Raw genomic sequence first — 23,433 nt, 5'->3', positions numbered from 1 at the left:
CACCTATCCTGGTTTTTTTCCAATTTTCAATTACCAAATTTTCATTTTTCTACATTTATAAATGATGATAAAATAATGCCATTATGATCGGCACTGTTTCCTGCTTTAATATCTTAGTAAGTGTCTAAAAATTGTTGTAATCGACTTAAAGATAAGTCCATAAGCAGGAAAAAGCCAACTTGTAATGTTGGCTTTCTTAGTCAAATTTTCTTTGATTTTAAATATTTTAAATATAAATTATTTTTCGGCTTGAGCTTTCAGCGACGTGAAGATTCATCTTTTTTAAAAACCAAAAGCACGGAACAATTATGTTAAAACAGTAAAAAGCCATTGCTAGTAGCAATGGCTTTTTTTTTAAAGCTGTTAAAATTTATTACTTTTTAATAAACTTCATAGTCTGAATACCTTGTTCTGTTACAATCTGAATCAGATATGTGCCCTGAACAAGCTGACTGACATCGAGTCTTCTTTGGTCTCCCATGATTTTCTCAATTACTTTTTTGCCATCGATAGATAAGACGATCACCTTGTTGATTTTGCTTTCACCTGTGAATTGAAGAACATCATGAACAGGATTAGGATAGATTTGGATTTTTGTAGGTCCTGTCACATTGCTCACACCTAATGTTCCGTCAACAACTGTTACTGCAAGAGATACCTGTGATTCACAACCACCGATGGTCTGTGTAGCATAATAAGTAGTATTATTCACAAGCAAAGTACTCATTTGTAATACATTTACATGATTACTTGCATCACTTGCCGATACATACCATTTGATGTTTTGACCGTTGACAACCAGAGCACTCAATGTACTGCCGCTGACAAAATTCTGAATAGCCAGTCCCGTAGGTGCAGCTACCGGCGCCGCTTGAGTTATGGTGAACGTTCTTGTTGCGCTACAGTTGTTGGCATCTGTTACCGTCACAGTATAAGTTCCCGCTGCAAGACCTGTAGCTGTCGCTGCTGTTCCACCACTTGGTGCCCAGCTGTATGTATAAGGACCTGTTCCACCGGATGCTGTTACCGTGGCTGAACCATTGGATGCGCCGTTACAAGCCACATTGGTCTGTGAACCTGTAGTCGAAATAGCTGTTGGTTGGGTTACTGTAGCATTGACCGTTGCTGTACATCCGTTAGCATCAGTAATAATTACGGTATACGTCCCGGCAGCAAGACCGGTTCTGTCTTCTGTTGTAACACCGCCACCCCAGTTGAATGTGTAAGGTGCCGTCCCTCCAGCAGGGGTTAGGTTGATAGCTCCGTTGGAAGCACCGTTACATGCCACGTTGGTTACTACCGTAGTTCCACTTACTGCACTTGCAGGCTGGGTAATAGTAAATGTTCTTGTTGCGCTACAGTTGTTCGCATCTGTTACCGTCACAGTATAAGTTCCCGCTGCAAGTCCTGTAGCTGTCGCTGCTGTTCCACCGCTTGGTGCCCAGCTGTATGTATAAGGGCCTGTTCCACCGGATGCTGTTACCGTGGCTGAACCATTGGATGCGCCGTTACAAGCCACATTGGTCTGTGAACCTGTAGTCGAAATAGCTGTTGGCTGGGTTACTGTAGCATTAACCGTTGCTGTACATCCGTTTGCATCAGTAATAATTACCGTATACGTTCCGGCAGCAAGACCGGTTCTGTCTTCTGTTGTAACACCGCCACCCCAGTTGAATGTGTAAGGTGCCGTCCCTCCAGCAGGCGTAAGGTTGATAGCTCCGTTGGAAGCACCGTTACATGCCACGTTGGTTACTACCGTAGTTCCACTTACTGCACTTGCAGGCTGGGTAATGGTAAATGTTCTTGTTGCGCTACAGTTGTTCGCATCTGTTATCGTCACAGTATAAGTTCCCGCTGCAAGTCCTGTAGCTGTCGCTGCTGTTCCACCACTTGGTGCCCAGCTGTATGTATAAGGACCTGTTCCACCGGATGCTGTTACCGTGGCTGAACCATTGGAAGCTCCGTTACAAGCCACATTGGTCTGTGAACCTGTAGTCGAGATAGCTGTTGGTTGGGTTACTGTAGCATTGACCGTTGCTGTACATCCGTTAGCATCAGTAATAATTACGGTATACGTCCCGGCAGCAAGACCGGTTCTGTCTTCTGTTGTAACACCGCCACCCCAGTTGAATGTGTAAGGTGCCGTCCCTCCAGCAGGGGTTAGGTTGATAGCTCCGTTGGAAGCACCGTTACATGCCACGTTGGTTACTACCGTAGTTCCACTTACTGCACTTGCAGGCTGGGTAATAGTAAATGTTCTTGTTGCGCTACAGTTGTTCGCATCTGTTATCGTCACAGTATAAGTTCCCGCTGCAAGTCCTGTAGCTGTCGCTGCTGTTCCACCGCTTGGGGCCCAGCTGTATGTATAAGGACCTGTTCCACCGGATGCTGTTACCGTGGCTGAACCATTGGAAGCTCCGTTACAAGCCACATTGGTCTGTGAACCTGTAGTCGAAATAGCTGTTGGCTGGGTTACTGTAGCATTAACCGTTGCTGTACATCCGTTTGCATCAGTAATAATTACAGTATACGTTCCGGCAGTAAGACCAGTTCTGTCTTCTGTTGTAACACCGCCACCCCAGTTGAATGTGTAAGGCGCTGTTCCTCCAGCAGGCGTAAGGTTGATAGCTCCATTGGAAGCACCGTTACATGCCACGTTGGTTACTACCGTAGTTCCACTTACTGCACTTGCAGGCTGGGTAATGGTAAATGTTCTTGTTGCGCTACAGTTGTTCGCATCTGTTATCGTCACAGTATAAGTTCCCGCTGCAAGTCCTGTAGCTGTCGCTGCTGTTCCACCACTTGGTGCCCAGCTGTATGTATAAGGGCCTGTTCCACCGGATGCTGTTACCGTGGCTGAACCATTGGATGCGCCGTTACAAGCCACATTGGTCTGTGAACCTGTAGTCGAAATAGCTGTTGGCTGGGTTACTGTAGCATTAACCGTTGCTGTACATCCGTTTGCATCAGTAATAATTACCGTATACGTTCCGGCAGTAAGACCAGTTCTGTCTTCTGTTGTAACACCGCCACCCCAGTTGAATGTGTAAGGCGCTGTTCCTCCAGCAGGCGTAAGGTTGATAGCTCCATTGGAAGCACCGTTACATGCCACGTTGGTTACTACCGTAGTTCCACTTACTGCACTTGCAGGCTGGGTAATGGTAAATGTTCTTGTTGCGCTACAGTTGTTCGCATCTGTTATCGTCACAGTATAAGTTCCCGCTGCAAGTCCTGTAGCTGTCGCTGCTGTTCCACCACTTGGTGCCCAGCTGTATGTATAAGGGCCTGTTCCACCGGATGCTGTTACCGTGGCTGAACCATTGGATGCGCCGTTACAAGCCACATTGGTCTGTGAACCTGTAGTCGAAATAGCTGTTGGCTGGGTAATTGTGAATGTTCTTGTTAATGTACATGCATTAGCATCTGTTACCGTCACGGTATAGGTTCCTGCGGATAAGCCTGTAGCTGTCGCCGCTGTTCCGCCGGTTGGTGACCATGAGTAAGTGTAAGGTGCTGTTCCTCCTGAAACGTTGACTGTTGCTACTCCTGTTGATCCTCCATTACATGCGATATTCGTCTGGGAAGTAGTCGCACTAAGAGCTGTTGGTTGAGTAATAGTAAATGTTCTTGTTGCGGTACATGCATTAGCATCAGTAACAGTCACAGTGTAAGTTCCCGCTGCAAGACCTGTAGCTGCAGCTGCTGTTCCGCCGCTTGGTGCCCAGCTGTACGTATAAGGACCTGTTCCACCGGATGCTGTTACCGTGGCTGAACCATTGGATGCGCCGTTACAAGCCACATTGGTCTGTGAACCTGTAGTCGAAATAGCTGTTGGCTGGGTAATTGTGAATGTTCTTGTTAATGTACATGAATTAGCATCTGTTACCGTCACGGTATAGGTTCCTGCGGATAAGCCTGTAGCTGTCGCCGCTGTTCCGCCTGTTGGTGACCATGAGTAAGTGTAAGGTGCTGTTCCTCCTGAAACGTTGACTGTTGCTACCCCTGTTGATCCTCCATTACATGCGATATTCGTCTGGGAAGTGGTCGCAATAAGAGCTGGTGGCTGAGTAATGGTAAATGATTGTGTTTTGGTGGTATTGGCAGCGTCCGTTACCGTCACAGTATAAGTTCCCGCTGCAAGTCCTGTAGCAGTCGCTGCAGTTCCGCCACTTGGTGACCAACTATAGGTATAAGGAGCTGTCCCACCAGTTACTCCCACTGTTGCACTTCCATTAGCCCCCCCATTACAGGAGACGTTGGTCTGTGCGGCAGCATTAAGTGTTAATGAGCCGAGTACGAGACCAGAGTCCTTGACCCAGGTAAAGGCATCAAATGCGAGGTATTGAAAATTTCCCCCAGCCGTTATCTGTAACTGATCAATGACAATGTTCGAATAATTTTGCCCATTGAGATTGGTCATATCAATTAAAGTATAACCATTGGCGATTGAGATATTGGAAGTGAATCCGGTTGTTTTAGTCTGTAAAAATTTTGTAACCCCCGAAAGTTTTCCCGTAATGGTAAGCGTACCTGCAACTCCTAAAGTACCATTTCCTGCAGCTGCATATACCCAGAATCTGTTTACCTTAAATAAATTGGATGTTGTTTTGATACTAAACGATGTTCCTGCTGACTGATTACCCGATCCGGAATTATCAATATACCTGTTATCAATAGAAGTTCCGTTCCATCCCGTTCCAGGATAATTAGCCTGAATATCATATGTGTTTACATTTGATATAATGTTAAAGATTACACCATTGTCCGTGAAGCTTGTACTCCCGTTGGACTCGGTTTCGAATTGTTCTGTACTGGTTTGCCCGAAGGCTTTGTTGCTCAAGATTATTAAAATCATCAACAACAAAAGATAGCTTTGTCTCACATTTTTTGATTTTATGGTTAATAATTCAAATATATATAAAAAAACATTACAAAAATAATAAAATTAAACAATTGATATTTTTTGCAATTTCAATTATAATAAAATACTATAAATTAAATAAAAATGAAAATTTATGCTAAATTATGATTTTAAAATAAAAATAAAACAATTAAATTCGATAATGTCATCTTACTGTAGATAGCTAAATATAATCAATATTTGATTATATTTTGAAATTTTACTTAATAATTATAAATTATGATTGAATTATCTATAATGAGTTAGTAAAAAAATTCTTGTTAAAGACATAGCTTCGGTTCCCTTCAGAACTGGCGAAGCGAAGCTGACGGAGATCTGGTATATTACGTATTGACATCTTGTGTTGTGCAGTGAAGGATCTTAAAGATCTGCCGCTTACAGACCGCAGCGAGCTTCTGGAAAATATTCTTCCGTCGAGTAAATCTGTAATCCTCAGCCAGCATTTCACCGTCAGGAATTTAATTTCTGGAGGCTGCAAAAAATGGGGCTGGAAGGCATTATGGCTAAAAAGGTATCAATTTCGATTAAAAGGATTAAAACAAAAACTGTTCTAATAAAAAATTCAACAAATAAGTTGTAATAAAATATAATGATATATCTTTCTAATGGACTTATTTTGCCTTGTAAACATATTTTAAATGATGTACCATATTTTTGGCGATCATAAATTTCTCAAAACTTAAATTTAATCAGATTTTTAATTAATTTTAAAGATTTAAAACATACGATTACGGAAAACCGTAAATCTTACTAAAACTAATAATTTAATTTTGCTAGATTCTAAATATTGGAATCTCTAATAAACAGGAATTAAAAACTATGGCAAACTTTGAAAACTCAGAACAGCAAATCGTAACCGTTAAAGCAAGAGCTGATAAGGCAATCAATTCTCTCAAAGGCATTTTATTAGGAATTATTTCCGATGATAAAATAGACTCTTATGAGATGAAGGAATTGCAGTTGTGGGCAAGAGAACACTACTATTTAGTGAACAGAAATCCTTTTCGGGAATTTATGTCACTGATTGATAATACGGTGTCTAACGGCATTCCGCCAAAGGAGGTTATTGAAGACCTTTATTGGCTTTGCCAAAAATATGAACACGACAGCATTTATTACAATGGTATAACTTCGGACTTACAACAATTACAAGGAATATTTCACGGAATCTTATCTGATGGAGAACTCAATGATACAGAAATTTTTAAACTTCACGAATGGCTTTCAGAAAATGAGCATCTGAATTCCTATTACCCTTATGATGAAATACGAAGTCTTGTCCTTTCGGTGGTTTCTGATAAGAAAATTGATGAAGACGAGAGATTAATACTTATGGCATTTATCAGGCAATTCGTTGAACTTAGCAATACTGAGGTAAAAGTATCAATTGATAGAGCAACGGCAGATATAAATATTTCCGGAATATGTGCAGTTGACCCTGAGATTATATTTGAAAATAAAACGTTCTGTGTCACAGGAATTCTCAGCAGAGGAACCAGAACCGAACTTCAGAATGCCATTAAAGATAAAGGAGGAATTCCTGTAAATTCTATTTCAAAAAAAACAGATTATCTGATTATTGGCGATACCAGCAATGCCTGCTGGAGCTATGCCTGCTATGGTAGAAAAGTAGAAAAAGCATTGGACTTGAGAAAGTCAGGACATACCATTGTTTTGGTTCACGAATTTGATGTGTTTGACGCCATATAAACATAGGAAAATATGACTTTTTTTATCATTCTGGTAATTTTATTTTTTATCATTGCCATAAGCAAAAATCAAAAGAAAACGCCTAAAAACAAAGTGACTTTTAAGAATACAAGTTCTAATGCCGTAAAAGTACAACCTCAAAAAAAGTATAGCGAAAAAAGAAAAGAGATCATCCCATCCCAACCTGAAAAACAGATAAATTCTGTAGAATCTAAAATGAAGGATGATTCAATTATTGATGTATCCGATTTGATGAGCACTGTGATAAGTAATATAAAGATTACATCAGGGTATTCATCTTCGTCTTCGTCATCATCTTATTCTTCTGTTCCTTATTGGCCGCATCAGTATGTCTACTCTTATGATGAAATTAATTACGCAACAAAAGAGCAGCGAAATTTTTATGACAAATTCAGAACGGAATTTTTAAAGGGGAATGTTCTTTCTCTCAATGGAAATACAAACTATGCCTTTATTCTACTTTTCGATTTATTAAATGATTTTGAAGTTCATAAGGATTATAAAAAAATCGAATATCAATTAGAAATGCTAGGAAATACTTTTCCGCGAACAAAATCATATGGTGTGTCATTTCTGCTACAGAAGCTTGAAGAATTTAATATGGATGACGAAGCAGAACATTTCAGAGAAAAAAATCAACAATATGATTATGATTATTGGAAGCTTGGTAAAAAATATAAGAAAAAGCTTAATCTTTCAACTGAGCAAGAAGAAATCCTAAACAGAATTTGGCTTCAAACTAATGTCTTTAATAGTGTTGAATTCTGTAAAACTGAAATCCTGAAACAGTTTTTAAGGGCTGTCGATTTTCTTCAGAACAATTATGTTTCTAATGATAATTCATTCGTTAATCTGATGGATGAATTGTCTGATTTAATTGTTAGAAAATATTACCGATACAGAAAAGGCAGTCAAAACTATAAATATAGTTTTGATTCGGTAAAAGGTGAAATTTATGGGCACATTCTGAAATTAAGTGAAAACAATGTCAGAGAGGTTTACTCAAATAAGAGGAAACTGACAGCAGAGTTTAATTATAATTCACCTGAAATTTTTACACCGTACTATGAAAAAGTGATTTCAAAATTAGATGTGTTCTTAATTGATGATCAGAAGAATATTCTTTCTCCTGATACTGAAACCGAAAAGTTATTGAACGAAAGCAATACCACCCGCTGGAAATCTAAATTTGAAACAATAACACAAACTTATACGGATATAGTCGACTTTGAAAATCAAATTATCAGACTAGCCGATGAAAACATAAAAAATCCTTCCGTAGAAAATATTTTTTATGAAGCTTCCAAGTTTATGGCGAAACTGGATAAGCTAAGTTCTCTTAAGCTTTATGTTTATTACATAGATTCCGATTTGAAATCATCAAAGTTTGATAACAAGCAGATGAATAAGACCATTCAGAAAAGTCTTTTTAAAACTGATGAACAATTAAGAGATTTTGAAGAGATTCTGAATGATTTTATTAAAGACAGGCAACTTGAAAATGCCTTGAACAGAATAGCTTCCCTATATGAGCCAAAACGAAAAAAAATTGTTATCGACAGAAATTCAATACAAGAGGTTCAGAAACAGCATTCCGGAACGGTCAATCTTCTGAATGAATATCTTCAGGACGAATTGGAGGATGACGTAAAAACATCTGATTCCGCAGAAGAAAATGAAACCGCAGAAGTTCAGATTCATATAGCCAGCGATAATAATACAGAATCCGCCATATCAAGATTTAATTCAGATTTACGCCTTTCAGAACTTCAGAAAGAGGTATTGGAAATCTTTGAAAAAAACAGCTTCAGTATTTCCCGAAATGAATTGGAAGAAGTATTGAAAAGCAAAAACCAAATGATGAACTCGGTTATTGATTCAATTAATGAATCCTGTTATGAAGCACTGGATGATGTATTGATTGAAGAAGACGACGACTATTTTACCATATCTCCAGATTATTACAAAAAACTATTAAACAATGATTGATAATATTAAACCAAAAGAAGCTACCTCTATTATTAACTCTCTTGTGGGAGGTGTTGTTCCAAAAATCGGAGTGCAGCATATAACAGTAGGAAGAACAGAGGAAATAGAAGCCTTTATTACGGCACTGAATGACGTGAACAACGGACACAGCATTGCAAAATTCTGGATCGGAGACTTCGGAAGCGGTAAATCATTTATGCTTCATCTGCTTAATACTGTAGCCCTAAAACAAAAATTTGTGGTTGCAAATGCAGATTTTACTCCGGATAACCGCCTTTATGCCAATGATGGAAAAAGTGTTTTATTATATTCGGCAATTATGGATAACATTGCTATCCAGACCAAGCCGGAAGGAAGTGCTCTACAGACATTATTGGAAAAATGGATTGAGCAGGTTATTTCAAAAACGGCGCAGGAAAACAATATTTCATTGGTTGATATCCGTAATGAAGAATATCTTGGACTCATTCAAAACACCATAATGAAAACCATCAACGAAATCACAGAAGTAGGCGGTTTTGATTTTGGTTCAGTCATCGTTAAATATTACGAAGGCTATATCAAAAATGATGAACTTTTAAGAAGGAATGCATTAAAGTGGCTGAAGGGAGAATATAAAACAAAGACCGAAGCAAGGCAGGATTTGGGTGTCCGGGAGATTATCAATGACCATAATTTTTATGATATGCTCAAAAATTTCTGCAAGCTGTTTGTAAGTATGGGATATAGCGGATTTATGATAAATCTTGACGAGGCTATCAACCTTTATAAAATTTCCACCTCCGTAATGCGTGAGAAAAACTATGAGAAAATTCTTACGATTTACAATGACTGTTTTCAGGGAAAAGTGTCTAATCTATTCATCAACTTTGCCGGGACAAGAGAATTTCTTGAAAACGAAAGAAGAGGTTTGTTTAGCTACCAGGCATTAAAATCCAGATTGCAGACCAACAAATTTGAAACGTTGGAAATACGCGACTTTGCACAGCCTGTTATTAAACTTACGCCTTTGGACCATAACGAAATATTTGTTCTTTTGAAAAAACTGAAATTAATCTTTGATTTCAATTATAAAACTGAAATAAATATTTCTGATGAGGAGATTTCTGCTTTTATGGAAGAAATGTTTAACAAGCCAGGTGCATCAGAATTCCTGACACCCAGAGAAGTTATTCGTGATTTCTTGAATATTCTCAATATCATTCGTCAAAACCCGAATGTTGACAAAAAGCAATTGTTTGGTGACATTGAAATTGAAGACGAGCGGCCAAATGACTTAAATATTCTGGATAGTATTGAAGAATTATGACAGCATTCAATCTACTTTCTGAACCCATAAGGAAATACATCAGAGACAAAGGCTGGGAAAGTTTACGACCGATTCAGGAAGCAGCCATCCAAAGAATATTATCAACTGAGAATAATTATGTGTTAATTTCCAGAACGGCTTCCGGAAAAACGGAAGCTGCGTTTCTACCCATTTTATCAAGAACAGATTTTAGAGAAGAGGGTGTGAAAGTTCTTTACATTTCTCCTTTGATTGCTTTGATTAATGACCAGTTCCGTCGTGTTGAAGAATTGTGTGAATATTTGGACATCAGTGTAACCAAATGGCACGGTGAGGCGAGCAAAAGCCAGAAAGATAAACTGCTGAAAAATCCGAACGGAATCGTTCTGATTACACCGGAATCTTTAGAAGCAATGTTTGTGAATAAACCCTATAACGTAAAACATTTGTTTGCTTCATTAGAATATGTAGTAATTGATGAAGTTCACTCTTTTTTAGGTTCCGACAGAGGCGTTCAATTGCAATCTATTTTATCACGTTTACAAAAAATAAATAAAACCAGATTCAAAACGATAGCACTTTCTGCAACCGTCAGTGATTCTAACCAATATTTAGAACTGAAAAGTTTCCTCGGAGACGTTGAAAGCACAAAAATCATACGGGATACAAACCCCAAACCTATTAATGCAGTCTTCAGATATTTTGAAGGCAGCGGTGCAGAACTGCCTCTTGAATTATTAAAAGATTTATATATTCAGACAAGAAATAGCAAATCATTGATTTTTCCAAATGCAAGGGGAAGAGTTGAGGAAGTTGCCGTGAAATTGAGAAAGATTTCTGATAAAGTCGGAGGACACCAAAATTACTTTTCCCATCATTCTTCCGTAGATAAGGAAGTGAGGGAATATGTAGAATTCTTTGCAAAGAATAACACATATGAAAACTTTAGTATAGCGTGTACTTCCACATTGGAATTAGGAATTGATATTGGAAGTGTGGACCAAGTCGTTCAGATTGATGCTACACATAGCATTGCTTCATTAATACAGAGAGTAGGAAGAAGTGGACGAAGAGATGACAAAGCAAGTAATTTGTTTTTGTATGCTACTAATCGTTGGACACTATTACAATCAGTTGCATGTTGGCTTTTATATGATGAGAAGTATATTGAGCCGGTTTCTTTGAATGAAAAGTCTTACGATATATTACTTCACCAGATACTTTCCATCATAAAAGGCAGTTCTGGAATATCAAAAGAAAATTTGCTTAGTGAATTACATCATAACTGTGCTTTCAAAAATATATCAGAAAATGAAATCGAAGAAATCATTGCATTCTTGGTTGAAAAAGATCTTCTTGAACAACTTGGTTCAGAATTGATTTTAGGAATTGAGGGAGAGAAAATTGTTAACAACAGAGAGTTTTACAGCGTTTTTCAAACCGAAAATTTATTCAAAGTATCTCATAAAGGAAATAAGGTGGGCGAAATCCCATTAACCCTACAGATTAGAGAAGATGAAAATATTTACTTATCTGCAAGAATCTGGAAAATCATAGCAATTGACTTAAAATCAAAGAAAATAGAAGTCATTCCTGCAAAAGATGGTAAGAAACCAGTCTTTGAGGGCAACGGAGCCAATATCGCAGACAAAATCAGAGAAAAAATGCTGGAAGTGCTGGTTTCTAAAAAAGAATATTATTTTCTTGATGAACAAAGCCAGGATGTTATATTGGAAATGCAGAAAGAATTTTCAGTCTTTGATTTTTCAGATATTATCACAGAACGACCTTTACTTTCAACCAACAAAAATCTTATATTTTACTCATTTACAGGCTCGAAAATAAACAGAACACTGAAACTTATGTTTGACATTTTAGGAATTCAGAATATTTACTCTGATCTGGATTCTTCTTTTGAGATAAAAACTACTCAGGAAGAATTTATGTTAAAATTAAAAAGCATAGAATCATGCAATATTAATTTCGATTTCATTTTAGAAAATCTTCTGGAAAATACTCCTGAGATTCTGGATTTTTCGAAATACGGTAAGTTCTTACCACTGAAATTTCAAATTGAAAAATTAAAGAATTCTTACTACGATTTTAATAAATGTAAAGAGTTTATAAAGCATTTAGAATTAATAACCAATTGACAGTGTGTAATTTCCTTATCAAATATTAAAAAGAATGAGATAATACAACCATAAACTAAAAATAAAAATAAAAACAGAAGCAAGATAAATCGCTTCCCCGATCACTTTATCTTGAGATTTTAGGGAAGGGATATCATATCGTTATCTTTCTATAAATCATCCGTATAGTTCCGTCTGTCTTTTCCTGTGAAACCTTGCGGTTGTTGTAATCTTCGGATGTATTTCGTGCGATAGACAAAGTTTGCCAGTCTTCATTTTTCAGCATTTTGGCTATAAAAACCAACTGACCAATATGGTAAGGATAATGGGCTAACTGCCGGTTGATGGCTTCGGTAACCGTATGACCGTCATTACGTATATAAATTATTTTCTCTAAATCTGCTTCCGTAAGCTGGTTTAAAGCATTCATCAGGCAATCCCAACCTTTATTCCAATGGGCCATTAATTCAGCTTTATTCTGAAAAGGGTTGGTAAATTCCGCATCACGGTTTCGCCAGGGCTTTTCTCCATCTGTGGTCAGGAAATCCGTAAATCTTGACAACATATTTCCTGCAATATGATTGACAAGAATGGCAATACTGTTGCTTTCCTCGTTATACTGCCAGAATAATTGATCTTCCAGTAATTGTTCCATTGCTTTTTCTCCAAGCATTTTGTAATACAGGAATTGCTTTTTGATACTTTCTAAATAGCTGTTCATTTCTCTATTTTATTTGGGTTAATACAAATTCTTTTCTTTCATCGATATTTACTTTCGGTACGTTTATGACTTCATAACCGTATCTTTCATAGACATTTTTAATTTGGAAGTAGGTGTATTCAGCTTCCTGCCAGTCCTGTTTTCGTTCACTGTCCGTATGATAAATTTCTTTCCAGGGTGGCAGGATAAATACCTTAGGATTGTATGAGCAATTCAGCACTTTTTTCATCGTTTCCGTTGAAAGTACATAGCCAATCATATCCGCATAACAAACGGCATCCAAAATGCTGCGGTCGAAAAAGCAGATTTCATTTGGGAGACTTGCCGTTGCTCTGTTGTAATCTAAAATGGATGCCTCTATCATTTTATCTGTATAAAGGGGTTTGTTTTTCCACGGCAAAGCCTCTCCGTCTGTTTCTGTTTCTTCACGAATAATTTCTCTGGCAGCTTCCGGAATGGTTTTATATCCATTTGCTGACAGAGCATTCAACAAAGTTGTTTTCCCTGCTCCGGGCCCGCCCGTAATGACAAATAAGTTTTTCATTATGTTTCAAATTTATAATGTGCCCTGACTTTACTTACTTTCCCTTCATTGTTCAATTCCATATATTCTGCCGAAAGGGAATTGTTGACACTTCGGTAGAACAAAACGGTTGAATGGGCTCCTTTAAGTTCGTGGTAGAATTCAAAATGCAAATCGGGATATTTTTGCAGGGCTTTGGAAAAGTATTCCCTTAAATCTCTTTTGTTGGAAATTTTGCCTTCTGCGTTTATTTCCATTTGTTGAATAATTGGAGAAACAAAATCTATGTTTTCGCTGTAATGCTCCATGATCTTATCTAAATCGTGGCTGTTCCAGGCATCAAGCCATTCTTTTGCAAAGTATGTATTCATATCCGTTTATTTTGATTGGCTGTTTTGAATAATTTCCTCTGAACTCAACCCAAACATTGGTGGCGTTTTTACGTCCAACAGGTTCAGGTAAATATAAAGCTGTGCCCTGTGATGAATCTCGTGTTCGGTCATTGCCCGAAGCCACTTCCAAACTGTAATTGGAGCATTACCGGGTGTCAGGCATTTACGTTGTAAATCTTCATCGCTCAGACTTTTGAAAATGGCTAATGATTCTTCGTGTTTCTCGTTGAAATAATGAACCACATTATCATAGCCGTCGGCGAGTTCTTTACCACACCCATTGTAAATGCAAGGATTTCCTAAAATGGTTTCGGCAAACATATACCGCTCAATGGCTGCAATATGTCTTACCTGATCGGCAATGGTAAACTTTCCGGGCTTGTATGCCCAGTCCATATACTCCGGTGGAATAAAGGCAATCAGACGATTGGTGCGTTGCCGTATCTTATCGTAATACTCAAGAAAAGATTTAATATTGGTAATCTCCATATTAATCTGTTTTTTTGTCAGGTGTTTTTTTAAATAAGTCCGTTTAAACTTTTTATATAACCACAAACCAAAGGTTCGACGCAGTCAAAGTCCCATAGATTCATAGACTAAATACTTTTATAAAGATTATTCTTTTTTATTTCCATCAATCGCTCCGGGTTTTCAGGAGATTGAAATCCAAACTGACGGTAAAGCGAATGAGCATCTAATGTTGCCAATAATGTCCTTCTTAGCCCTTTTACAAAATGCAATTCCATTAGGTGTTTCATCATCATTTTTGATAATCCCTTCCCTCTGTATTCTTCCAAAATATACACATCTGCCAAATAACCGAAAGTGGCATAGTCTGTTACCAGTCGGGCAAAGCCAATCTGTTTTTCATTTTCAAATAATCCTACACAAAAAGAATTTTTCAATGCGGTACTTACGGTCTTCAACGGAATTCCTTTTGCCCAATAGCTTTCTGTACTTAAAAACTGATGTACAGCTTTTACGTTCATATTTTTAAAGCCAGTTTTGATATGAAAACTATCTGTTTTTTCTTTTTTCATAATTCCATTTTCATTTTTATATCTGCCCTTTGGTACTTTCCTTGCTCAATGGGAACTTCAGCAAAACCTAATTTTCTGTAAATGCCCAAAGCCGTTTTCAATGCAGATTGCGTGTAGAGTTCTAACTTTTTTACGCTCAAATCTTTTGCTTTATCAATAGCAGCCTGACACAGCATTTTTCCCGCTCCGATGCCCTGATAATTTTCATCCACCGCCATTTTGGTCAGTTCCATTGTTTCATCATCCGTTTTTTTCAAAGCGACAGTTCCGATTACTTTACCGTCATAAACAGCGAACAGGATTTTCCCACCACCTTTTAAAATAGCTTCTTCGGGATTGGAAAGAACATATTTGTCAATATCTTCCAACACAAAATATTTTTCAATCCACGCCCGGTTGAATTGCTCAAAATAGGTTTTCCATTCGGGACGGTAACTTTCAATGTTTATCGCTTTCATAATCTTATCTCGAATAAATTGACCTCTATATTGTTATAGTGTTCCGGCAAATCGCTTGTCGGTGGTAACTGTTTTTTACCTACCCATTCAAATCCTAATTTTCGGTAATAGTCGGTCAATGCATCATTGTTTGCCCAAGTATCAACTCGTATAAATTTTTTCTTGTGTTTCCACGCTTCGGTCATCGCCCAGTTCACTACCTCTTTTGCAATATTGTTCCCTCTGTACCGGTTGCGTATCGCCATACGGTGTAAATAAATGGCTTGCTTTCCGTCTTTGTCATTCCAGATAATGGGTTCGACTACTACTGTGGAAAAAACGCCTGCCATTTCGCCCTCTTCATCCACTACTTTAAAGTGTCTTTTATCTGTAATCTCATTTTCAATAAATGATTTACTAAATACAGGCCAACCGTATCCAGTTTGCTGAAATTGATAGGTTCTTGCTTCGCGGTATATCTTTTCTATCATTGGAATATCTTCTATGATGGTTCGCTCTATTCTCATTTCTTTGCCATTTTCTGATAACCTCTATTAATGCAATACACACCGCCCAAAGTAGCGACCAATGCCCATAAAGTGATACCGGTTAGTTTTTCATTCAGGAAGAGAAATCCGAGCATAATCGCAATGAACGGATTGATATAGGCATACAGGGATGAAATGCCTATCGGCAAATGTTTCAGGGCGTACACAAAAGCAGAATATGCAATGATGGAACCTATTATAATCAGGTAAACCAATGCCCAGATGCTCGACGATGTAACGGTTTTCAATTCGGTATAATCATCCAAAAAAGTGCTGAAGGCAAAGAGGGCAATACCTCCGGAAAAAAGTTGTAAAGCTGCATTTTGCAATACATTCTTGCTGTTGGGGATTTTGTATTTAGCATATACGCTCCCCGAAGCCCAGGCCAAACAAGCCCCGAAAGCTATCAGCATCCCCATAAAATATTCAGGATTGGCAAGATCTTTCAGGTTATCCTTGAAAATAAGCGTTATTCCCAAACAACCTAATACCAAGCCTGTAACGATTAGCCAATGAGGTTTTCTTCTGTCAAACCCGAACAAATAACTGATCACTACAACAAAAACCGGAATGAGCGACAAAATCAATGCTGCCAGTCCGCTCGAAATGTAACGTTCGCACCAACCAATCACGCCGTTTCCTAATGCTACCATCAAAACGCCCGGAACGGACTGATATAAAAAGTCCCTTTTGCTTAGTTCCAGGTTCCCCGTGAGTTGAAGCACCAGCAATAATATACCTCCTGCAATGACTTGTCTTACCGCTGCAAATAAAAAGGGCGGAAAGGTTTCTACCCCAATGCGAATAGCAAAATAAGTGGTTCCCCAAACTAAACAAACGACAGCCAGAGCAGCAAATGCCAGCCAATTTTTATGATTGCCCATAGTAAACTGATAAATTACAAAGCAAAATAACGCATAAAAAAGATACAAGTACAGATACAATTTTTATAATTTTACAGAATACAGTTTAATGACTATGAAAGAAAGCCTATATCAAAAAATCGCTTGTGCATTAGAAGAAAAAATAAGAAACGGCACACTGAAAACAGGAGATAAGATTCCCTCACTGCGTACACTGCACCGTGAATATGGCGTGAGTATGACAACAGCTGTAAAAGCCTATCTTGAGCTGGAAGCGAAAGGAATGATTATTTCCAGGCCACAGTCCGGCTACTATGTCAGTTACAAACCTGTATATTTATCTGTTCCTTCAGTCAGTAAACCTTCCGGCGGAGCTGAACCAATAGGTGTAGAAAAACTGATTTCCAATGTATATTCGACGTTAAGCAATAAAGATGTTACCCGGTTTTCTCTTGGCGTCCCCGAAAACGAATTGCTACCTATCGCCAAACTCAACAAAGAGTTGGTCAATGCTATGCGTAACCTTCAGGGAAGCGGTACGGAATACGAAGAAATTCAGGGAAACCGAAAATTACGCAGGGATATTGCCCGATTGACTTATACCTGGAATGGAAATTTGAATGAAGACGACATTGTTACCACAGCCGGAGCGATGAATGCCATTTCATTCGGGTTGATGGCACTTACACAAAAAGGCGATACGATTGCTGTTGAAAGTCCTGTTTATTTCGGCATATTGCAACTGGCAAAAAGTTTGGGATTAAAAGTTCTTGAATTGCCAACACATCCTATTACCGGAATTAAACCCGATGCTCTAAAAAAAGTCCTGCCCAAAATAAAAGTGTGCATCCTGGTTTCTAATTTCAACAACCCGTTGGGAAGCTGTATGCCCGATGAGCATAAAAAAGAAGTCGTAAAAATGCTTGCCGAAAAAAACATTCCACTCATAGAAGATGATTTGTATGGCGATGTATATTTCGGGAACAGCCGTCCTAAACCTTGTAAAGCATTTGATGAGGAAGGTTTGGTTCTTTGGAGCGGCTCGGTGTCCAAAACATTAGCTCCGGGGTATCGTGTGGGCTGGTTAGCTCCGGGAAAGTTTAAAGATAAAATCGTTCATCAGAAGCTCATTCATACTGTATCTTCTACCACGATAACACAGGAAGCTATCGCTAATTTCCTTGAAAAAGGCAGGTATGAGCATCATCTTCGGAAATTAAGAAGTGAGCTGCACGCCAATAGTCTGCAATTTGCCAGAGCAGTTGCCGGGTATTTTCCGGAAGGAAGCAAAATAAGCCAACCGCAAGGCGGGTTTATGCTTTGGGTAGAACTGGACAAAAGAATTGATACTACGGAATTGTACGATCTGGCTATCCGTCAAAAAATAAGTATTGCTCCGGGCAGGATGTTTTCATTGCAAAACCAGTTTACTAACTGTATGCGGTTGAGCTACGGACAACGCTGGTCGGAACAGATAGATGACAAACTGAAACAGTTGGGGAGAATTGCTAAAGGGTTGATTTAAATTTATCCAGTAGAAATAATTTTATGATCTATTTAGTATGTACCAGTTATATTTTTGGCATAGATGGAACATCAGGAATAATCGCGGCTCCTGCAACGACTTTATTGGTCCGATAATTAACACTTTTTCATATAAAAGCATAAAGCCGGAAATTCTGTATTATGTTTCCGGGCTTTATGAAAAGAATTATAGCATTTGCGGGTAAGACATGAAACGATTAATATTACATGGATCAGCCCACATGATCTGGCTTTTCTATTTTTAATACAATATCAAATTTCAGGGCTAGAAATACAGGATCCTAATAATTTATTTTACCTCAACAGGAACTGAGATTTTATCCCAATCCATAGTGAATCCATTTTTGTTTACTTTATAAACTAAAGTTTCCTGTTTTGCCTGTAAAGCTTTTGTTTTTACGTCAACACGTAAAGCATCTTTAGCTTCTTCATATTTATAAGCACCCCATTGTTTTGGCTCTTTGTTGAAAACCGCAGTCCAGGTGCCGGATTCCTTAGGAATTAAGAAAAAGCTATATTTACCGGCAGGCAGTTTTTTACCCTGAACAGTAATGTCTTTATCCGTTTCGAAAGTAGTTGCTTCATTAGCACCCGCACGCCAAACTTTATCATAAGGTACCAGATCTCCCCATATCGTACGCCCTTTAACAGAAGGGCTGCTGTAGTTTATGCTAATGTTGGCATCTTTAATTTTTCCTGTAGCAGTAGCTGCAGGACTTGCAGGTTTTTTAGTTTCCTGTGCAAATGCATTTACAGAAATCGTCATTGCAGCAACAAGTACGGTAGCAGATTTAAGGATCGTTTTCATAATATTTTTGTTTGTTTATATTGTTTACGAATTTACTGCTTTCGGCTTATAAAACAATAACCCGATTGCCGAAAATAAAACTACTGCTGCCGCTCCGATTACATTGAGCCAGAGAAATGAAACGACATCAAACTGATACACGGCAATTACCGCAATTTCTGCTAAGATTGCAGCAATGAATACATTCTGTCCGTTGATTTTTTTATAGTAAAATGCAATCAGAAAAATTCCCAGTATAGGACCATAGAAAAGAGAACCTAATACATTCACCGCTTCAATAAGGGAACCCATCTGCGTGGCAAACATGGCGACACCAATAGAGAAAATCCCCCAGGCTAAAGTATGCAGGCGGCTATACTTCAATTCGGTTTTCTCATCAGGAATTTCTTTTTTGAAGATCAAATGAATATCTTTTAACGAGCAGGCAGCAAGGGAATTGAGCGCTGCTGAGATGGAACCCCAGCTTGCCAGAAAGATAACGGCAAACAACAAACCGATCATTCCTACAGGCAAAGTGTTTTTTACAAAATACAGGAAAATATAATTGGTATCCGTTTTCTCCGCATCATAGTTTGATAGATTGATTGCTTCCTCTACCCTGCCGTGAAGTGCTTTTACCCGGGCCTGAGTATTTTTAAAATCCTGAATTTTTGCTTCCAACTGCGGAGCTTGAGCTTCTTTAAGCTTCAGAATTTCTTTCGATTCTGCATTAAATTTTGCCTGTAAATCCTGATGCTCTTTTTCGAATACCGCAGCCTTCTCAGGCTGATTTTGTTTTAAGTATTGATATGAACGTTCATTAAAATAAATCGGTGCCGGTTTTAAAGAGAAGAAGGCAAAAAGCAAAGCACCTATCAGGAGAATCGCAAACTGCATGGGGATTTTAACCAATCCGTTCAGCAGCAAGCCCATTTTTGCATTGGTATTGTCTTTTGCAGTAATATATCTTCCGACCTGACTCTGATCTGTCCCGAAATAAGAAAGCGCCAGAAAAAAACCGCCGATTAACCCGCTCCAGATATTGTACTTATCTTTCCAGTCGAATTCTGTGGTGATTACATTCAGCTTTCCGGATTTCCCGGCCAGATAAAGCGCATCCTTAAAACCGATTCCACTCGGCATATTCTGAATAAGCAGATAACCGGCAAAAGCCATGGTTCCCAAGATAATAAGAAACTGCAGTTTTTGGGTGTGTGCAATCGCTTTGGCTCCGCCAACGTAGGTATAAATCAACAAAATTCCACCTGTTAAAATATTGGTTACATAAATGTTCCAGTTTAAAACACTTGATAAGATAATACTCGGAGCGTAAATACTGATTCCTGTTGATAAACCTCTGGAAAAAAGGAAAAGCAATGAAGTGAGCACCCTGGTTTTTTTATCAAAGCGGTTTTCCAAATATTCATAGGCGGTGTAGACATTCAAGCGCTGAAAAATCGGGATAAAGGTGATGCAGATCACAATCATCGCCAGTGGCAAACCAAAGTAATACTGAACGAAACGCATGCCGTCGGTATAAGCCTGACCCGGCGCCGAAAGAAAGGTAATGGCACTTGCCTGCGTAGCCATAATACCGATAAGCACGATGTACCAGGGCATTTTATTATCCGCTTTCAGGTAGGTTTCATTGTTCTTTTGTCCACGGCCGATAAATACACCGTAAATTACCACTGCAATAAGGGTAAATAGGAGAATGCCCCAATCTATATTACTCATGACCAGAATTTAGTAAACCAATAATAAAATGCAATCTGAAAAACCGTTGCAGCTACTAATAATATATACCAGGTATTCCAATTTCTAACTTTCTTATTCATCAGTTTTTCTGGGCGGATAAAAAGTTTAAAAATAATTTTGCTGCACCAATATTTCCGGCAGGCAGCTGTCGGAAAAACGCCAGCGGAGTATAAATGAAGTTACCTTTCCCGTATCTGGCATATAATGTTGAACCCTGCAACGGCTCTTCATCCGTATCGTGCATTTCAAAAAGCGGTTCATACGCTGCGTCCCATTGATCAGGAAAATAGGCGCCACGCTCCTGTACCCAGCCTTTAAAATCATCGGCAGTAATTTTATTGGGAAAATTCAGTAATTTATGATCCGGATTTAAAAATGTGACCGCGGAATTTTCTTCGGTAACCCGCTTATTTGCAATACGAAAATCATATATCCCCAGTTGATCAACAGTTTTATCCTGGTTCGTGTTATACTGCATTACCAAATTTCCTCCGTTTTTTACGTAAGACCATAAAAAAGGCATCCAGCGACCCAGCTTTTTCTCTGTATTGTTTGCACGGACACCCATTACAATGGCATCGTATTGCGAAAGTTTGTTTAAATTCCCGTTTCCGCCGGATTCATTTATGGTACCGTAAAAATCTTCGTCTTTTAAAACATCTACCTGAATGCCAGCAATACGGAGAAACTCCGGAATAAAATCGCCCGCACCTTCGATGTAGCCAACCTTTTTAATCTTTGCCTGAATATCGCCTTTCATTACGATGACCGATGCAGGCGCAAAATACTGTAAGGAGGGTAAATGCGGATACTGAATTAATACTTGTTTTTTATTAAACATTACTCCATCTGCAACATAATTTGCTTCCAACTGCAAACGATTTGAATGTACTGAGACAAGTTTATTTTTGGGAATAACGCAATTGATGGTAAAATCTTTCCCGTTGATCGAACTTACATCAGCGCCGCCTAATCGTTCTCCGTTATACATCAGGTTGAGCTTACCATTGACGAATGGTTTTCCCGAATTAACCTTAACATTTACACCCACATGTAAATCTTCATTTTCTTTAACTAAATAGAGAGATTGTGTAAACTTCAGTTCCAGGGCGGGAACAATACGCAAGGCTTCCACTACATCACCACGAACCGGATCTAATTTCTTGAATGATAAAGGAATCTTCACCTGAAACTTTTCCGAACCTATTCTTAAACCAAGCAAAACATTCAGTGGTGATTCTTCCTCAGGCAAACCGATTAACGTATCATTCGTAACAGAGAAAGTTGCCGCATTTAAGGCTGGTTTTGACAGCCAGTAAGGTTCTGTGAGTGTTGCATCTTCAGGAATCTGAATGTCTTGCTGAATGGTAATTAAGGAATCTTTTGACAGTTTTCTGTTGAAGTTTTCTGATTTACTTAGCCATTGTACATCTTCTAAAACCACAGGGTTTGTAGCTCTTGAAATCAGATTTAACTTAAAATTATATTGATCACCGGCAACAGCTTCGGCCTGATTGGTAACGAGCTCACCCATAAAACCAGCGCAGCTTAAAATGATATGGTCAAGAGCTTTGAGTTTATCTATTTTTAGCTCCGAATTTTGTAACGCCATCATTTTTTTCCGCAAAACAAGCAAGGCAGGCAAGCTGTTTTCCGGATTATTGAAATTAAAAATGGAAATGATTTTATCTAAAGCTTGGTCAATATCAGGATTTCCTTCTTTAGTCCAGGTTTTAACGATTCCGTCAAAAAGTGTCGTTTTAGCAGGCTCGCCGGCAACATGAGCAAAATATTCAGTTTTTATCCCGGCTACAGACTGTGTCCCCGCCCCCTGACTTTTATGTAAACTTCTGCTTAATCCTGCGAGTTCACCATAGCCCATTCCCAGTTGTGCATCATATTGCCCGACCGTGACTTTCAGCTGATTTTCAGCAGTTGTATTGACTGCACCGAACCGGAAAGTGTTCCATAATACACGTTTTGGCTGCCATGCATTGACATATTTTAACTGATTCGGGAAAACGGTTTTATCACCAGCGAGCTTAAAAGCCTTTTCTGCAACCACGGCCGAAGCGGCATGCTGTCCGTGACCTGCCGCAGCATTAGGTGGAAAACGACAAATGATAACATCCGGGCGGAATTTACGAATTACCCAGACTACATCAGCAATAATACTGTATTCATCCCATTGTTTAAAGGTATCGGTAGTATTTTTAGAGAACCCGAAATCAATTGCCCGGGTAAAAAACTGTTGCGCACCATCCAATTTTCTTGCTTCCAACAGCTCATGCGTTCTGATTAAGCCCAATGCAGCCCCCTGTTCTGTACCTAATAAATTCTGACCGCCATCACCTCTTGTTAACGACAAGTAGGCGGTTTCTAGATTTTGGTCGTTTACCAGCCAGGAGAGTAATCCTGTATTTTCGTCGTCGGGGTGAGCCGCAAGGTATAAAACTTTAGGCAGGTTCTTAAGTGTTTTGAGTTCGCGGTAAATTTCAGATGATCTGGCGGGCCGAACCTGTTGGGCCGAACAAAAAACCGTATAAAAGAAAAGGATAAGTACAATGATTACTTTTTTGAACATTTGATTTGATTTGCAAGACAAATATAAGTAAATCGTTTTTTCTTTCAGTCTTAAAAGAAAATGCCAAAGCGGAAGCATATTTGTGGTGGTGCCGTTTTTTTATCAATTAGAATTAATTATATCCTAATTTTCCAACTCACAATAAGATAATCGTAAATCTGCAAATTCAGCTAA

17 protein-coding genes are annotated in these 23,433 nt (G+C 38.6%); 5 read left to right on the top strand and 12 right to left on the bottom strand.

Features of this window, described 5'->3' with window-relative positions:
• Positions 1–373: 373 nt before the first annotated feature.
• A complete protein-coding gene (locus tag AC3WV0_RS02560) occupies positions 374–4,840 on the bottom strand; it encodes a T9SS type A sorting domain-containing protein (RefSeq protein WP_488843725.1) in 4,467 nt (1,488 codons plus the stop codon).
• Between the two features lie 900 nt (positions 4,841–5,740).
• Here AC3WV0_RS02560 and AC3WV0_RS02555 point away from each other — a divergent pair.
• From AC3WV0_RS02555 to AC3WV0_RS02540, 4 genes are read left to right on the top strand one after another with little or no spacing between them, the layout of a single operon-like run.
• Positions 5,741–6,631 (top strand): BRCT domain-containing protein, encoded by an 891-nt coding sequence (locus AC3WV0_RS02555; RefSeq protein ID WP_488843723.1) that lies wholly within the window; start codon positions 5,741–5,743, stop codon positions 6,629–6,631.
• Between the two features lie 12 nt (positions 6,632–6,643).
• On the top strand, positions 6,644–8,641 hold the full coding sequence (locus AC3WV0_RS02550) for a tellurite resistance TerB C-terminal domain-containing protein (RefSeq protein ID WP_488843721.1): 1,998 nt from the start codon (positions 6,644–6,646) through the stop codon (positions 8,639–8,641).
• Entirely contained in the window at positions 8,634–9,950 is a 1,317-nt protein-coding gene (locus AC3WV0_RS02545; protein ID WP_488843719.1) for an ATP-binding protein, read from the top strand. Before AC3WV0_RS02550 ends, AC3WV0_RS02545 begins: the two co-directional genes overlap by 8 nt.
• Positions 9,947–12,082 (top strand): DEAD/DEAH box helicase, encoded by a 2,136-nt coding sequence (locus AC3WV0_RS02540; RefSeq protein WP_488843717.1) that lies wholly within the window; start codon positions 9,947–9,949, stop codon positions 12,080–12,082. The genes AC3WV0_RS02545 and AC3WV0_RS02540 overlap by 4 nt, the downstream gene beginning before the upstream one ends.
• A 133-nt stretch (positions 12,083–12,215) precedes the next feature.
• On the opposite strand, the gene AC3WV0_RS02535 is transcribed toward AC3WV0_RS02540, so the two are convergent.
• The 8 genes from AC3WV0_RS02535 to AC3WV0_RS02500 form a co-directional block, all read right to left on the bottom strand.
• Positions 12,216–12,782: a DUF1572 domain-containing protein gene (locus AC3WV0_RS02535; RefSeq protein WP_488843715.1), complete on the bottom strand. Its 567-nt coding sequence runs from the start codon at positions 12,780–12,782 to the stop codon at positions 12,216–12,218.
• A 4-nt stretch (positions 12,783–12,786) separates the two neighbouring features.
• Positions 12,787–13,326, bottom strand: coding sequence for an AAA family ATPase (locus tag AC3WV0_RS02530; RefSeq protein ID WP_488843713.1), 540 nt, complete (start codon positions 13,324–13,326; stop codon positions 12,787–12,789).
• Positions 13,326–13,676 (bottom strand): nuclear transport factor 2 family protein, encoded by a 351-nt coding sequence (locus AC3WV0_RS02525; RefSeq protein ID WP_488843712.1) that lies wholly within the window; start codon positions 13,674–13,676, stop codon positions 13,326–13,328. The genes AC3WV0_RS02530 and AC3WV0_RS02525 overlap by 1 nt, the downstream gene beginning before the upstream one ends.
• A 6-nt stretch (positions 13,677–13,682) precedes the next feature.
• Complete coding sequence (locus tag AC3WV0_RS02520; RefSeq protein ID WP_488843710.1) at positions 13,683–14,186, bottom strand: DinB family protein; 504 nt, start codon at positions 14,184–14,186, stop codon at positions 13,683–13,685.
• Between the two features lie 107 nt (positions 14,187–14,293).
• Complete coding sequence (locus tag AC3WV0_RS02515) at positions 14,294–14,737, bottom strand: GNAT family N-acetyltransferase (protein WP_488843708.1); 444 nt, start codon at positions 14,735–14,737, stop codon at positions 14,294–14,296.
• On the bottom strand, positions 14,734–15,195 hold the full coding sequence (locus tag AC3WV0_RS02510) for a GNAT family N-acetyltransferase (protein WP_488843706.1): 462 nt from the start codon (positions 15,193–15,195) through the stop codon (positions 14,734–14,736). Before AC3WV0_RS02510 ends, AC3WV0_RS02515 begins: the two co-directional genes overlap by 4 nt.
• Complete coding sequence (locus tag AC3WV0_RS02505; protein ID WP_488843704.1) at positions 15,192–15,701, bottom strand: GNAT family N-acetyltransferase; 510 nt, start codon at positions 15,699–15,701, stop codon at positions 15,192–15,194. The genes AC3WV0_RS02510 and AC3WV0_RS02505 overlap by 4 nt, the downstream gene beginning before the upstream one ends.
• Entirely contained in the window at positions 15,698–16,606 is a 909-nt protein-coding gene (locus AC3WV0_RS02500) for an EamA family transporter (protein WP_488843702.1), read from the bottom strand. Before AC3WV0_RS02500 ends, AC3WV0_RS02505 begins: the two co-directional genes overlap by 4 nt.
• A gap of 94 nt (positions 16,607–16,700) precedes the next feature.
• Between AC3WV0_RS02500 and AC3WV0_RS02495 the strand changes: the two genes are divergently transcribed.
• Positions 16,701–18,110, top strand: a complete 1,410-nt coding sequence (locus tag AC3WV0_RS02495; protein ID WP_488843700.1) for an aminotransferase-like domain-containing protein — start codon at positions 16,701–16,703, stop codon at positions 18,108–18,110.
• Positions 18,111–18,419: 309 nt separating this feature from the next.
• Here AC3WV0_RS02495 and AC3WV0_RS02490 read toward each other — a convergent pair whose 3' ends face one another.
• From AC3WV0_RS02490 to AC3WV0_RS02480, 3 genes are all read right to left on the bottom strand, one after another.
• On the bottom strand, positions 18,420–18,938 hold the full coding sequence (locus AC3WV0_RS02490; protein WP_488843698.1) for a DUF2911 domain-containing protein: 519 nt from the start codon (positions 18,936–18,938) through the stop codon (positions 18,420–18,422).
• 24 nt (positions 18,939–18,962) lie between these two features.
• Positions 18,963–20,654: a sodium:solute symporter family protein gene (locus AC3WV0_RS02485; protein ID WP_488843696.1), complete on the bottom strand. Its 1,692-nt coding sequence runs from the start codon at positions 20,652–20,654 to the stop codon at positions 18,963–18,965.
• Between the two features lie 100 nt (positions 20,655–20,754).
• On the bottom strand, positions 20,755–23,259 hold the full coding sequence (locus tag AC3WV0_RS02480; RefSeq protein WP_488843694.1) for a PIG-L family deacetylase: 2,505 nt from the start codon (positions 23,257–23,259) through the stop codon (positions 20,755–20,757).
• Between the last annotated feature and the right edge of the window lie 174 nt (positions 23,260–23,433).

It is taken from the genome of Chryseobacterium sp. 27AL (assembly GCF_057815395.1).
The sequence above is the reverse complement of the archived record's forward strand: the minus strand, read 5'-3'. Positions and strand labels throughout refer to the sequence as shown.

Coding starts and splice junctions, on each gene's coding strand:
- AC3WV0_RS02555 (WP_488843723.1), top strand. CDS start 5,741: ATGGCAAACTTTGAAAACTCAGAACAGCAAATCGTAACCGTTAAAGCA.
- AC3WV0_RS02550 (WP_488843721.1), top strand. CDS start 6,644: ATGACTTTTTTTATCATTCTGGTAATTTTATTTTTTATCATTGCCATA.
- AC3WV0_RS02545 (WP_488843719.1), top strand. CDS start 8,634: ATGATTGATAATATTAAACCAAAAGAAGCTACCTCTATTATTAACTCT.
- AC3WV0_RS02540 (WP_488843717.1), top strand. CDS start 9,947: ATGACAGCATTCAATCTACTTTCTGAACCCATAAGGAAATACATCAGA.
- AC3WV0_RS02535 (WP_488843715.1), bottom strand. CDS start 12,782: ATGAACAGCTATTTAGAAAGTATCAAAAAGCAATTCCTGTATTACAAA.
- AC3WV0_RS02530 (WP_488843713.1), bottom strand. CDS start 13,326: ATGAAAAACTTATTTGTCATTACGGGCGGGCCCGGAGCAGGGAAAACA.
- AC3WV0_RS02525 (WP_488843712.1), bottom strand. CDS start 13,676: ATGAATACATACTTTGCAAAAGAATGGCTTGATGCCTGGAACAGCCAC.
- AC3WV0_RS02520 (WP_488843710.1), bottom strand. CDS start 14,186: ATGGAGATTACCAATATTAAATCTTTTCTTGAGTATTACGATAAGATA.
- AC3WV0_RS02515 (WP_488843708.1), bottom strand. CDS start 14,737: ATGAAAAAAGAAAAAACAGATAGTTTTCATATCAAAACTGGCTTTAAA.
- AC3WV0_RS02510 (WP_488843706.1), bottom strand. CDS start 15,195: ATGAAAGCGATAAACATTGAAAGTTACCGTCCCGAATGGAAAACCTAT.
- AC3WV0_RS02505 (WP_488843704.1), bottom strand. CDS start 15,701: ATGAGAATAGAGCGAACCATCATAGAAGATATTCCAATGATAGAAAAG.
- AC3WV0_RS02500 (WP_488843702.1), bottom strand. CDS start 16,606: ATGGGCAATCATAAAAATTGGCTGGCATTTGCTGCTCTGGCTGTCGTT.
- AC3WV0_RS02495 (WP_488843700.1), top strand. CDS start 16,701: ATGAAAGAAAGCCTATATCAAAAAATCGCTTGTGCATTAGAAGAAAAA.
- AC3WV0_RS02490 (WP_488843698.1), bottom strand. CDS start 18,938: ATGAAAACGATCCTTAAATCTGCTACCGTACTTGTTGCTGCAATGACG.
- AC3WV0_RS02485 (WP_488843696.1), bottom strand. CDS start 20,654: ATGAGTAATATAGATTGGGGCATTCTCCTATTTACCCTTATTGCAGTG.
- AC3WV0_RS02480 (WP_488843694.1), bottom strand. CDS start 23,259: ATGTTCAAAAAAGTAATCATTGTACTTATCCTTTTCTTTTATACGGTT.